Source organism: Candidatus Palauibacter soopunensis (assembly GCF_947581735.1).
In the GTDB taxonomy this organism is placed as follows: domain Bacteria; phylum Gemmatimonadota; class Gemmatimonadetes; order Palauibacterales; family Palauibacteraceae; genus Palauibacter; species Palauibacter soopunensis.
Genome location: NZ_CANPVT010000052.1, coordinates 37,324 through 50,606, shown reverse-complemented (window position 1 = coordinate 50,606; position 13,283 = coordinate 37,324). Strand labels below are relative to the sequence as shown.

Here is a 13,283-nt window from a genome sequence, read left to right as displayed (position 1 = left end):
CGGGGCCTGCCCTGAATTCGAGACTTTCCCCGAAACACATATAGATACGCCCTTGAGACGACGCGCGATCGCAGCGCTCGTGCTTTTCCTGGGGGTTCTGATCAGCCAGGGTTGCGGCGGCGAATATCCGCAATCCGCACTGCACCCCAGTTCAGACTCCGCCACGCTCCTCGACCAGCTCTTCGACCAGATCTTCTGGTGGGCGGTCGGCGTGTTCGTCGTCGTAGAAGGCATCCTCATCTACGTGTTCGTCCGTTTTCGGGAGCGGCCGGGCGACGGGCGGCCGAAGCAGGTCCACGGCCACCTTCTCCTCGAAGTGGGCTGGACGCTGCTCCCGGCGCTCATCCTCGTGGCCATCGCGATTCCGACCATGCGGGCCATCTTCATCATCGACCGGTCCACGCCCGATCCGGAAGCACTCGTCATCGAGGTCATCGGCAAGCAGTGGTGGTGGGAATTCCGCTATCCGGAACTCGGGATCGTGACGGCGAACGAGGCACACGTCCCGCTGGGCCGCACCGTCGACCTGAGGCTCCGTTCCGCGGACGTCATGCATTCGTTCTGGGTCCCGCGCCTGGCCGGAAAGCGGGACCTCGTGCCGGGCATCGAGAACCAGCTCTGGTTCCGGCCGGATTCGGTCGGCGTGTACCACGGTCAGTGCGCGGAGTTCTGCGGCACGGCGCACGCTCTCATGGGCATGCGCCTGATCGTGGACGAACCCGAGGACTTCGACCGCTGGGCGCGGGCGAACGCGGCGCCCGCTTCGACGCCCGCGGCCGCGGAGGCACGGGCGGGGCAGGGCGTGTTCATGGCGAATGCGTGCGTGAGCTGTCACGCGGTGAGAGGGACGCCGGCGGCGGGGCAGTTCGGTCCGGATCTCACGCACTTCGGCAGCCGGCTTACGATCGCCTCGGGCGTGCTCGAGAACACACCGGCGAACCTGGCGCGCTGGCTGGATTCCACCCAGCACGTGAAACCCGGGAATCCGATGCCCGAGGTCGAACTGAGCGACGCGCAGCTTCGGCAGCTCGTCGCCTATCTCGGCTCGCTCCGCTAGCGCCGTGGCCATGACCGACGCGCATTCCACCGGGATCTGGAGCTGGTTGACGACGGTCGACCACAAGCGGATCGCAATCATGTATTTCGTGGTCGGGTTCGTCTTCCTGCTCATCGCCGGCGTCGAGGGACAGCTCATTCGGCTCCAGCTCGCCGCCCCCGAGCGCAGCTTTCTCGATCCGGACCTGTACAACCAGCTGTTCACGATGCACGGCACGACGATGGTGTTCTTCGCCGGCATGCCGCTTGTCGTCGCCTTCTTCAACTTCGTCGTGCCGCTGCAGATCGGGGCGCGCGACGTCGCCTTCCCGCGCCTGAACGCGTTCTCCTTCTGGGTTTTCCTCTTCGGTGGTCTCTTCCTGTACGCGAGCGTCCCCCTCCGGGTGATGCCCGACGGGGGCTGGTTCGCGTACATGCCGCTGACGAACCCCGAGTATTCGCCGGGTCCGGGCATCGATTTCTACGTCCTCGCGCTCCTGATTTCCGGCGTGGGGTCGATTGCGGGCGGGCTGAACTTCCTCGTCACGATCCTCAACATGAGGGCGCCGGGGATGACGTTCATGAGGATGCCGCTCTTCACCTGGATGGCGCTCATCGTCTCCGCGCTCATCCTGCTCGCCTTCCCGCCGTTCACGGTCGGCCTGATCTTCATGCTCTTCGACCGCAGTTTCGGAACGCACTTCTTCGATGCGGCGGCGGGCGCGGACCCCGTCCTCTGGCAGCACCTGTTCTGGGTCTTCGGCCACCCCGAGGTCTACATCCTCATCCTGCCGGCCTTCGGCATCGTGTCCGACGTGATCCCGACGTTCTCGCGGAAGATCCTGTTCGGGTATCCCGTCGTCGTCTTCTCGGGCGTTCTCATCGCCTTCCTCGGCTTCGGCGTCTGGGTCCACCACATGTTCTCGGTCGGACTCGGGCCGGTGGTGAACGCGGTGTTCGGTGGGGCGACGATGCTCATCGCGATTCCCACCGGGATCAAGATCTTCAATTGGATCGCGACGATGTGGGGAGGTCGTTTACGCTTCCGAACGGCGATGCTCTTCGCGGCCGGACTCGTGGCGACGTTCACGATCGGCGGGCTGAGCGGCGTCATGCACAGTTCGCCGCCGGCGGACCTGCAGCAGACGGACACGTACTTCGTGGTGGCGCACTTCCACTACGTGCTCATCGGCGGGACCGTGTTCGGCCTCTTCTGCGGCTTCTACTACTGGTTCCCGAAGGCGACGGGGCGGATGCTGCACGAGGGCCTGGGGAAGGCCCACTTCTGGCTCTCCTTCCTCGCGCTGAACGTGACCTTCTTCCCGATGCACTTCTCGGGGCTGCTCGGGATGCCGAGGCGTACCTACACGTACGCGGAGGGACTGGGTCTGGAGGTGTTCAACCTGATCTCGACCATCGGAGCCTTCATCTTCACGCTGTCCTTCGTGCCGCTGATCTGGAATCTGTGGCGCACGTGGCGGCGCGGAGAGGCGGCCGGGCACAACCCGTGGGACGCGTCGACGCTCGAATGGACGGTGGCCTCGCCGCCGCCGCACTACAACTTCGCGGAGATCCCCACCGTGGACCGGCGGGATCCGCTCTGGCATCCCTACATCGCGCCGGAAGCGCGCGGGGAGGGCGATGAACCCGGGGGCGCCGTGCCGCGGCGGCAGCCGGACGAGCCGCCGGCGCCGGTGGTCATGCCGAATCCGTCGTACTGGCCGCTCGTACTCGCCGTGGGGATGCTGTTCATGACGATCGGCGGGCTCGGGTCGCTCGGGCTGACGCTCTTCGGTCTGTTCGTGACCGCGGTAGGGCTCTTCGCGTGGGCCTTCGAGCCCCCGTTCGGCGAGGAGACGCACTGATGGAGGGGCCGACCTCGACGGGGATCCCGAACCGCAAGCTCGCGATGTGGACCTTCATCGGGTCGGAGTGCATGCTCTTCGGCACCCTGATCGCCACGTACATGATCTATCGCGGCCGGAACCTCGTTCCGCCCTATCCGCACGACCTCCTCAACATCCCGTTCATCACCGTCACGACCTTCGTGCTCCTGATGAGCAGCCTCATGATGGTGCTCGCGCTGGCGGCGGTGCAGAGGAACGATCTGCGGGCGACCAAGCTGTGGCTCGCCCTGACGGCGCTGTTCGGCCTCATCTTCCTCGGCGGCCAGTACTACGAGTTCAGCCACTTCGTTCACGAGGGGCTGCCGCTGTCGAGGAACCTGTTCTCGTCGACCTTCTTCGTCCTGACGGGGACGCACGGCGCCCACGTCGCCGGAGGCGTCATCTGGCTGAGTACGCTCCTCGTGAGGACGGTGCAGGGGAAGCTCGACGCCCGCCATGCGGAGACGGTGGAAATCGCCGGTCTCTACTGGCACTTCGTAGATGTCGTGTGGATTATCCTCTTCACCCTCATCTACCTGCTGGTGTGAGGCACACGTGAGCCGCCACTCCGCCGAATCGCACCCGAGCACGCGACTCTACGTCGCCATCGCGGTGATCCTCGCCGCGCTGACGGCGCTCGAGGTGATGGTGTTCTACATCGAGGCGCTCGCGCCGGTGCTCATCCCGATCCTGCTCGTGATGATGGCGGCGAAGTTCGCGCTCGTCGCGATGTTCTTCATGCACCTGAAGTCCGATGGTCCGGTCCTCACCGCCATCTTCGCGTGGGGGACCTTCATCGCCACCGCCATCGTGGTCGGATTGATGGCGATTTTCGGCAAGTTCGGCGCCTAGCGGCAGGGCTCCTGCCGCGGCCTCCCGAGCTGCCGGGGGGTGTCGGTCCGTCAGCGGGCCGGGGTCGCGGAGAGCGCGTAGAGGAAGAGGTTCACGCCCATCCTGATCGCGGACTCCCGTACCTCGGGCGCGTCCCCGTGCACGCCCTCGTCCTCCCAGCCGTCCCCCAGGTCGGATTCGAAGCTGTAGTAGACCGCGAGGCGGCCATCGAGGAAGATGCCGAACCCCTGGGCGGGATTTCCGTCGTGTTCGTGGATCTTGGGCAGGCCGTCCGGCATCTCGTAGAAGATCCCGTAGATGCTGTGCTCGAGCGGCACTTCGGCGAGGGGCATGTCCGGGAAGAGGCGGGCGATCTCACGGCGAAAGGACTCGTCCAGGCCGTAGTTGTCATCCACGTGCAGGAAGCCGCCCCCGTACAGGTACGCGCGCATGCGTTCGATCTCGAGCTCGGTGAAGGACATGTTCCCGTGTCCCGTCGCATACAGGTACGGATGGTCGGCGAGGTCGGGATCCGCGGCGCCCACCTCCGCGGGCCGGTCGGCCACCGGAATTCCGGTTCGGAGCCGGATCTGCTCGAGGAGGTTGTCGAGGCTCGAGGGATTCGCGTACCAGTCGCCCCCGCCGTCGTAGCGCAGGCGGGTGATCGTCGGCGGCTCCGTCCCCGCCGCACCGCCCGGCGGCTGGCCGGCGAGGCTCGGACAGGAGCCGAGCGCGGCCAGTGCGGCCGCGGCGACCGTGACGAAACCGATCACCATCTGCGGCGTGCGGTCGCCGCGCCGCTGTGTGGCGCGGCAATGCGGACAGGTTTGCGTCGCGTCCGGCACGCTGCACTTGCAGCGCCGGCACGGCTTCATTTGCCTGGGTTCATTGCGGCGCCTCGGTCGCGTGGCGCGGCACCCTGACCGCGCCGTGACTCACTAGCTTATCGGTTCGCGCGCCCCGTGGCGAAGGCTTAGGATGTGCCGCGCGACGGGCCGCTTTCCGGCCTGCCGGACCACGAGGACCTGGACGATGCGTCGATACTCGGCCTACGACCCCCCTGAGTACGTTTCCTGGCAGCCGGACCCCGAACTCCTGGAGGAGTACAGGTCACGCATCCGGGCCGACGACGCCCGCGCGCGGGAGATCGCCGCGCTGCCTCCCGAAGCGTACATCGCCCTGTATCGGGGACTCCTCCGATTCCGCCTCAGCGACATCGCCCTCACGAGGTGGGTGAAACAGGGCGTGATCTCGAAAGCGTGGCTCGGGACCGGAGAGGAAGCCGTGACCGTGGGGGCGGTGAACGCGCTCGACCGCCGCGGTGCCGACGGGGATGTCGTGGGTCCCATGATCCGCAACCAGGGCGCGAATCACGAGATGGGCATGCCGATGGCGGAGGTGTTTCGCACCTACCTCGGGACGGCGGACGCCCCCGCGGAGGGACGGGACCTGCACCTGGGAGATCTGCGCTACGGCGTCTGTCCGCCCATCAGCATGGTCGCGACGCTGTCGACCGTCATGAACGGGTTTGCCCTCGCGTTCCGGATTCGCGGAGAGCCCCGGGTGGCGCTGACCTGGGTCGGGGACGGGGCGACGAAGCACGGCGAGGCGCACGAGGCGTTCGCGTTCGCGGCATCGCTCGGGCTGCCGATCGTTTTCATCATCCAGAACAACCAGGTCGCGCTGGGGACGCGGCTGGACCAGCACCACGTGCCGCCCGATTTCTCGGACTGGGGCGCGGCGTATGGGATCCCCTCCGAATCGGTGGACGGGAACCACGTGCTCGAGGTCTATGCGGCAACCCGCGTGGCCGCGGAACGCTGCCGGCGGGGGGAGGGTCCGCAACTCATCGAGGCGCGAACCTTTCGCATGGGAGGGCATGCGACGCACGACGTGCGCGAGGCCCGGGCAACCTTTTCGCGCGAGTTGTTCCGGTACTGGGGACGGCGCGACCCGATCGGACTCTATGAGGAGTACCTGGCGGGGATCGACCTCGGCGTCGCCGGCGCCGGCAACCTGCGGGACCGGAACCTCCGGAAGCTCGCCATGGTCGAGCGGGAAGTGGAGGCGGAGATCGAGGAGGCCGCAAGCGAAGCTCTGGCGAGCCGTGAGAGGGCCGCCCCCCGCGGCGAAACGGTGACGCTCGGCGTCTACGGCGAGGTGTCGGCATGACGGGCGTCGGCGCCCGCCCGCGGCGGTCGGGCACGATCGATGGCGCATCCTGGACGTTGTATGACGCCGCCCGGGCGCCGTCCGGCCTCGGTCTCGGCTACTTCGTTTGCGACGACCCGAAGATCGCGGACCGACGGACGGCGCTTTCCGACGAACTGGCCCTCTCCGATCTCGATGACGAAGCCTTCCGTGCGTTGTGGGAAGCGGGACGACCGCTCACGCCGACCGAGCGCCGGATCGTCGATGGCAGCGGAGCGATCTGGCTTGCCCAGAGCACGGGGCCGGTCTGGGCGGAGGGGGGGAGCGCGGCGGGCACCGTGGGCCTCCGCCTGTGCTGCATCAGCGAGCATCGCGCCGCGGTGGAGCTGCACGGCGCCACGCTCTCCGAGATATCGGACGCGGAACTGATCGCGCGCGTCGGCGCCCCCGAAGGAGTCGCGCCATCCTCCGACTGACGTTTCTCGGAACGGCTTCCTCGCGGCCGACGGTGTCGCGGAACGTTTCGTCTCTCGCCCTGAAGCGCGAGGGGCGGTTGTTCCTCCTTGACTGCGGCGAGGGGACGCAACGGCAGATGATGCGGTACGGGGTGGGCTTTTCCCTCGACGATATCCTTATCACGCACCTCCACTCCGACCACTACCTGGGCCTTGCCGGCCTGCTCCGCACGATGAGCCTCCAGGGGCGCCATGAGCCGCTCCGGATCTGGACGCCACGCGGCACGGGAGAGACGCTCCGCGCGCTCCGGGATCTGGGAGGGGATCGTCTCGCGTTCGACGCGACCGTGCACGAGCTCGGGGCCGGCGAGGCGGTCGAAGGAGAAGGCTTTCGAGTGGAGGCGTTCGCGACCGAGCATACGCGGCGTTCACTCGGATACGCGCTCATCGAGGATGCGCGTCCCGGAAGGTTCGATGTGGCGGCCGCCCGCGAAATGGGTGTCCCCGAAGGTCCGCTCTTCGGCCGTCTCCATCGGGGGGAGAGCGTGGATCTCGAGGACGGCCGGCGCGTCCATCCCGCCGAGCTCGTGGGTCCTCCGCGGCCGGGCCGTAAGGTCGTGTACACCGGGGACACGCGTCCCTCTCCTGAAACGGTCCGGATTTCGAGGGACGCGGACGTCCTCGTGCACGAGGCGACGTTCACGGAGGAGGAACGGAATCGGGCCCGGGAGACCGGCCACTCCACCGCCGCCGCCGCTGCCGGGGTCGCGCGCGAGGCGGGCGTGCGGCGGCTCGTGCTGACGCACATCAGCGCGCGCTACGCCGAGCGGCCGGCGCAACTGCTCGAGGAGGCGCGCGCCGTCTTCCCCGGGGCGGAACTCGCGCGCGACGGCTGGTCCACCGATGTCTCCTTCGATGACGCGGACCCGGGAGCTCTGGACCCTTGATCCGGGTGCGCGTACCCGGGGACAAGTCGATCTCCCACCGCGCCGCGCTCATCGCGCCGCTCGCATCGTCGGCGTCCGTCGTGCACGGCCTCTCGGACGGCGCCGATGTGCGTGCGAGCGTGCGAGCGATGCGGCGACTCGGCGCCGCCGTGGAGTGCGAGGAGGGGGAGCGCGGTCTCACGATCCGTTGTGCGGGCGGGGGGCTCGACCTCACCTCGGCTCCGCGGCTCGATTGCGGGAACAGCGGGACGACGGCACGCCTCCTCGCCGGGATCCTGGCGGGTTCCGGCGTCGCGGCGGTCCTGGACGGCGATCCATCGCTTCGCAGCCGCCCCATGCGCCGCGTCATCTATCCGCTGCAGGCCATGGGGGCGCGCATCGAGTACGACGGGGAGCCGGAGCGGCTTCCCGTGCGGCTCCGGGGGCGAGCCACGGGGACGTTACGGACCTTGCGCCACCGCGGCCGGGTCGCCAGCGCCCAGGTCAAGTCGGCCGTGCTCCTGGCGGGTGTGCTGGCCCGCGTGCGGGTCGAAGTCAGCGAGCCCGCTCTTTCCCGGGACCACACGGAGCGCATGCTGGCCGAGATGGGCGTGCCGCTCGCATTCGATCCCGCGCGGACCGGGGCGGGGGAGGTGAGTTTCGATCCATCCGATTGGGAGGGTGCGCTCAGGGGTCTCCGCATGACCGTTCCCGGCGACCCGTCCTCGGCTGCCTTTCTGATCGGGGCGTCGCTCCTCTGCGGCCGAACGGTGAGGGTCGAAGCCGTGGGCGCCAATCCCGGACGCATCGGTTTTCTTTCCGTGCTCGAGGAAATGGGGGCCCGCGTCGACCGGGATCCCGCGTCGGCCGAGGGCGGGGAACCGCGCGAGACGTGGACCGTCCATCCCCCGGACGGCCTGCGGGCGTTCTCGATCGGCGGCGACCTGATCCCGCGGGTGATCGACGAGATTCCGCTCCTCGCCGTCCTTGCCGCCCGGGCGTGGGGCCGTTCGGAGATTCGCGACGCGGCCGAGCTGCGCGTGAAGGAAAGCGACCGCCTCGCCGTGCTGGCCCGGACGCTCGAGGGACTAGGCGTCGCCGTGGAGGAAAAGTCCGACGGTCTCACGATCCAGGGCCGTGCCGGACGGCTGCGCGGCGACGTCGAAACACGCGGCGACCACCGGATCGCCATGGCGTTCGGGGTTCTCGACGCGGCGGGGGATGCCGACCTGCGGATCGACGACCGCGCGTGCGCGGACGTCTCGTATCCGGATTTCTGGGGCGCGCTCGAGCCCTTCCGCCGCGGCTCCCGCCGCAGGCCGCCTTCTCGGGCGGGACGAGTGATCGCCGTGGACGGTCCCGCCGCTTCCGGCAAGAGCAGCACGGCCGCGAGCGTGGCCCGGCGACTCGGCTTCGTGCATGTGAACTCCGGACTGCTCTACCGGGCGATCACCTGGTGGGCCCTCGACCGGGGCATCGCGGAGGACGAGCCGTCGATCGAGGCCGCGGTGTCCGGGCTGGACGTCGGTCTCGTCCCCGCGCACGGCGGATTCGATGTATCCGTCGCCGGGACCCGGCCCGGCCCCGACCTCGAATCGCCCGAGGTGACCGCGCGTGTGTCCGCCGTTTCGGCGCTTCCGGCGGTTCGGGAGGTCGTGCTGGATCGTCTGCGCCGGGCGGGCCGCCACCATGCGATCATCTGCGACGGACGTGACATCGGCACCGCCGTATTCCCCGACGCGGACCTGAAGATCTTCCTCGTGGCGGATGCCGGCGAGCGAGCCCGCCGTCGACTGCGCCAGCGCGCCGTTTCCTTCACGGAGGGCGACATCGAGCGCGAGACCCGGCGGCTCGAGGCACGCGACCGGCGGGATCGATCGCGTCCGTTGTCCCCGCTGCGACGAGCTCCCGACGCGATCGAGATCGATACGACCTCCATGCCCCCGGACCACGTCGTGGACGCGATCCTCGAGCTTGCGGCCTCCGCTTTCCGTTGACGCTTCCACAGCCTGAATCTAAGTTAGCGTACTGTTCGAGGACCGTGGCGGAAAAAGTGGCGCTTCGCCCCGGATCCTGTGGAGACCCGACACCAGGGGATCGGCCGGCGGCTGGGCGGAGATGGTGAAGCTCGGTTGGGGTCGATTCTTTTTTGCCACGAGGCCCGGCGGGACGCACCGTTGGCCCCGCGCGGGAGCTTGATTCCCTATGCCCGACGACACGAACCCTCAGACCGACGTCCCCGAGACCGACATCCCCGAAGCCGCGGACGCGTCGCCGGAAGTCGACGACGCCGCTCAGGAAGAGCCGGAGGTCGCCGTCGCGACACCGGTCGCCTTTGAGCCCAGCGCCATTGATCTGGATCTGGATGCGGATCCCCGGGATGACTCCCAGCACGATCAGGCGGAGTACGCCGAACTCTACGCGCTCTACGAGGACACCCTCAGTCGTATCACGGAAGGCGAGATCGTCTCCGCGCAGGTCATCGGAAAAACCGAGACCGACATCATCCTGGATGTCGGCTTCAAGTCCGAAGGAGCCGTTCCGCTAGAAGAGTTCGCGGATCCGGACGAAGTGCAGATGGGCGATTCCGTCGATGTCCTCCTCGAGAGCCTCGAGGATGAAGAAGGCGTCGTCGTCCTCTCGAAGAAGAAGGCGGATTTCCTCCGCGTGTGGGAGAAGATCAAGGATGCCTTCGACAACAACCGTCCCGTACAGGGGCGTATCAAGCGGAAGATCAAGGGTGGAGTGACCGTCGACCTCATGGGGGTCGACGCTTTCCTGCCCGGGTCCCAGATCGCGCTTCGCCGCGTGCCCAACGTCGACGACCTCCTGGGCGACGAGTACGACTTCAAGATCCTCAAGCTCAACAAGCGCCGCCGGAACATCGTGGTGAGCCGTCGCGTCCTTCTCGAGGAGGAGCGGGCGGGGAAGCGCGAGGAACTCAAGAAGGAGCTGTCGGTGGGCGACGTGCGCCCCGGAATCGTCAAGAACATCACGGACTTCGGCGCTTTCATCGACCTTGGCGGGATGGACGGCCTCCTCCACATCACGGACATGTCCTGGGGGCGCATCGGCCATCCGTCGGAAGTCTGCGAGATCGGCCAGTCGCTCGAGATCAAGATCCTCGACATCGACTGGGACCGGGAGAGAATCTCGCTCGGCCTCAAGCAGCTTCAGGAGTACCCCTGGAAGAACGTGGCGGAGAAATACCCGGTCGGGACACGCGTGCTGGGCCGGGTCGTCTCCATCACGAACTACGGCGCCTTCGTGGAACTCGAGCGCGGTATCGAGGGGCTCGTCCACATCTCCGAGATGTCATGGACCCGCAACGTCCGCCATCCCTCTCAGCTCGTCGGCATCAACGACAAGGTCGAATGTGTCGTGCTGCGCGTCGATGAGGAGGCGCAGAAGATCTCGCTCGGGATGAAGCAGGTGGAGGAGGACCCGTGGCTGGCGCTCCCGGCGCAGTACCCGCCGGGGACGAAGATCCGCGGGCTCGTCCGCAACCTCACGTCCTTCGGCGCCTTCGTGGAGGTCGAGGCGGGAATCGACGGTCTCGTCCATATCTCCGACATGAGCTGGACGCGGCGGGTGCAGCATCCGGCCGAGGTGCTCCGCAAAGGGGAGGAGGTCGATGTCGTCGTTCTCTCGATCGATCCCGACCAGAAACGGATCTCCCTAGGCTTGAAGCAGGTGCAGGAAGATCCGTGGTATCAGCTCGCGCAGGCGTACCAGCCGGGGCGGGAAGTGGCGGGCTCGATCACGAGGCTGCTCGAGAAGGGCGTCGTCGTGGACCTCGGGAGCGATCTCGAAGGGTTCGTGCCGATCTCGCAACTCGGCGTGGACGCGCCGACCACCGAGCCGGCCGACCACTTCGACGAGGGGCATCAGCTGGAACTGCGCGTACTCGAGACGGACCCGATCAACCGCCGCATCGTTCTCGCCGTCGTGGACGCGCCCGATGTCCCGTATGACGCCGAGGAAGTAGAGTACGAGAACATGGCGGCGTCGAAGTCCGGTTCCGCGGCGGATGACACGGACGAGGGAGAACAGTCCGATTCCGGTGGTGAGGCAGGGGAGTAGCCCCTTCCACGAGCGGCGTAGAGCAGCGCGGAGACGCGTAGCCCTCGGTTGCGGCGCCGTGCTGGTCGCAGCGGCGGGCTGTGCGTTCATCGCCGGCAACCCACCCATCGAGACGGCCGCGCCGAGCACCGTGGACCCGGAAGGCGCGGCGGCCGCGCTCCGCCTCGCCGAATCCGACTACGAGCAGGGGCGCTTCGCCGCCGCCGCGGCGCGCGCGGATTCCCTCGACGCGGCTTGGCGTGAGCTGGAACATCTCCGAGCCTTCGCGGACCGCGCCCTCTCCGTGGCGGGCCGGGCGCTGGAGGCGCAGAGGCTCCCGGGCGCCGCGGCGGATCGTTATGGCAGGCTCCTCGCCCGGACGCCCGCCGCCCCCCTTGGAACGGCCACCCTGGAGCGGCTGGTCCGGATCCTGTCGGATACGGGCCGTGAGCCCGAGGCGGTGGCTGCGGTCCTCTCCGCGCCCGGGGGGCTGGAGGCGATCGGCGCGGAGAACCTGCGCCGGTTGACCGCCGCGCTCACGGTCCAGGAATTGCGCCCGTTGACGGAGACCTTCCCCCCCGAGACGGCCGCGGCAGCGATCGTCCATACGCAACTCGTCCGCCTTCTCATCGTCGAGAGAGAGGGGGACGAGGCGAGGCGCCTGGCCGCTCGCATCCTGGACGGAGAACCCGCCGAACCGGAGCGGGTCACGGCGGAGATGATCGCTTCGGCGGAAACGGATCTCGACAGTGGCAGCGCACGCATCGGCGCGATCCTGCCGCTCACGGGCGACCTCGCGGAGGTCGGCCTGGTGCTGCGCGAGGGGATCGAGCTCGCGGTCGAGCGGTACCGCGGCGAGCGCCCGGCCGGCTTCGATGTCGAACTCATCTTCCTCGATGACGAATCGGATCCGGAGAACACGGCGGACCTCGTGCGGTCGCTCGAAGGAAGGGATGTGATCGCGATCGTGGGTCCCCTTCGCTCCGAGTCGTTCGCGGCGGCTTCCCGCGCCCGGGCGAATCCGCGGTTGCCGGTCATCAGCCCCACGGCTACGGAAGTGCTGAGACCCGGGTCGGCGACCTATACGCTCTACGATGCGGTTACGCGCGTCTCGGATGTGGCGGAGGAACTCGCGCGCTGGACGCTGGAGGACCTGCGGCTCCGGCGGGTCGCCGTTCTGGAGCCGGACGGGGTCGGACTCACGGGCGCCGTCAACGCGTTCACGCGAACGATCCGGGAGAACGGCGGCTTGCTCGTAGGGCACGAACGCTACGATCCCGGAGTCACCACCTTCCAGGGACCCATCGAAGCCGTCGCGGCCTCGGAGCCCGATGTCGTCTTCGCGCCGGCGGCGTCCGTGTCCGGCGTCCTCGCCGTCGCACCTCAGCTCTTCTATTACGGGCTGTACAACGTGATCGTGCTGGGGAGCGGGGCCTGGGCCGAACCGGCCGCGTTGCGTCGCCTCGAACGGTTCGCGACGGACCATCGGGTGATCGGGCTCGCGACGGACCGCGTCAGCCCGGGTACGCCGTGGCAGCGATTTGTGGCAGATTATGAGAGAAGATACCGAAAGACGTTGCGAGACAACATTATGCCGGCTCTGGCACACGATGCGACGCTCCTCGTGCTCTCCGCTCTCGATGCGGCGAGACTGCCGATCCCGGCCGCGCTCGCGGCATATCTCGAGTCGGGACCGGAAGTCGAGGGCGTGACGGGCCGGCTGCGTCCCGATGCCGGAGGATCCGTCGTACGGCGTTCCACCGAGATCCGCATGCTGGTGGACGGTTCGCCCGTCGAGGCGGACAGAGAGGAACTTCTCACTTGGCTGGCCGAGGTCCGGGCGGCGCCGTCTCCCTTCGCGCCGCGTGATTCGGTGCGCGTGGACACGCTGCGCACGGAAACGCGGCGCCGGGCGCGGACGACGAGCATCCGGTGAG

General features: G+C 68.1%; 11 protein-coding genes. 10 read left to right on the top strand and 1 reads right to left on the bottom strand.

The features are described from left to right. The first annotated feature begins 52 nt into the window (after window positions 1-52). From coxB to RN901_RS12595, 4 genes are read left to right on the top strand one after another with little or no spacing between them, the layout of a single operon-like run. Complete coding sequence (gene coxB, locus RN901_RS12610) at window positions 53-1,057, top strand: cytochrome c oxidase subunit II (protein ID WP_310758641.1); 1,005 nt, start codon at window positions 53-55, stop codon at window positions 1,055-1,057. A gap of 10 nt (window positions 1,058-1,067) precedes the next feature. Then, entirely contained in the window at window positions 1,068-2,900 is a 1,833-nt protein-coding gene (gene ctaD, locus RN901_RS12605) for a cytochrome c oxidase subunit I (protein ID WP_310758640.1), read from the top strand. Then, entirely contained in the window at window positions 2,900-3,469 is a 570-nt protein-coding gene (locus tag RN901_RS12600; protein WP_310758639.1) for a cytochrome c oxidase subunit 3, read from the top strand. Before ctaD ends, RN901_RS12600 begins: the two co-directional genes overlap by 1 nt. 7 nt (window positions 3,470-3,476) lie before the next feature. Next, window positions 3,477-3,773: a cytochrome C oxidase subunit IV family protein gene (locus tag RN901_RS12595; RefSeq protein WP_310758638.1), complete on the top strand. Its 297-nt coding sequence runs from the start codon at window positions 3,477-3,479 to the stop codon at window positions 3,771-3,773. A gap of 50 nt (window positions 3,774-3,823) precedes the next feature. Here the strand turns inward: RN901_RS12595 and RN901_RS12590 are convergent, their stop codons facing one another. Further along, the gene (locus RN901_RS12590) at window positions 3,824-4,597 is read right to left on the bottom strand and encodes a DUF4159 domain-containing protein (protein WP_310758637.1); all 774 of its coding nucleotides are present in this window, start codon (window positions 4,595-4,597) and stop codon (window positions 3,824-3,826) included. Window positions 4,598-4,784: 187 nt separating this feature from the next. Between RN901_RS12590 and RN901_RS12585 the strand changes: the two genes are divergently transcribed. The 6 genes from RN901_RS12585 (at window position 4,785) to RN901_RS12560 (ending at window position 13,282) form a co-directional block, all read left to right on the top strand. Continuing rightward, on the top strand, window positions 4,785-5,924 hold the full coding sequence (locus RN901_RS12585) for a thiamine pyrophosphate-dependent enzyme (RefSeq protein ID WP_310758636.1): 1,140 nt from the start codon (window positions 4,785-4,787) through the stop codon (window positions 5,922-5,924). Then, window positions 5,921-6,379, top strand: coding sequence for a hypothetical protein (locus tag RN901_RS12580; RefSeq protein ID WP_310758635.1), 459 nt, complete (start codon window positions 5,921-5,923; stop codon window positions 6,377-6,379). Before RN901_RS12585 ends, RN901_RS12580 begins: the two co-directional genes overlap by 4 nt. Beyond that, complete coding sequence (gene rnz, locus RN901_RS12575; RefSeq protein WP_345782396.1) at window positions 6,367-7,305, top strand: ribonuclease Z; 939 nt, start codon at window positions 6,367-6,369, stop codon at window positions 7,303-7,305. Before RN901_RS12580 ends, rnz begins: the two co-directional genes overlap by 13 nt. Window positions 7,306-7,310: 5 nt before the next feature. Further along, window positions 7,311-9,281, top strand: coding sequence for a 3-phosphoshikimate 1-carboxyvinyltransferase (gene aroA, locus RN901_RS12570; RefSeq protein WP_310758802.1), 1,971 nt, complete (start codon window positions 7,311-7,313; stop codon window positions 9,279-9,281). Between the two features lie 208 nt (window positions 9,282-9,489). Beyond that, the gene (locus tag RN901_RS12565; RefSeq protein ID WP_310758633.1) at window positions 9,490-11,367 is read left to right on the top strand and encodes a 30S ribosomal protein S1; all 1,878 of its coding nucleotides are present in this window, start codon (window positions 9,490-9,492) and stop codon (window positions 11,365-11,367) included. Between the two features lie 58 nt (window positions 11,368-11,425). Beyond that, complete coding sequence (locus RN901_RS12560; protein ID WP_310758632.1) at window positions 11,426-13,282, top strand: ABC transporter substrate-binding protein; 1,857 nt, start codon at window positions 11,426-11,428, stop codon at window positions 13,280-13,282. The last annotated feature ends 1 nt before the right edge of the window (window position 13,283 follow it).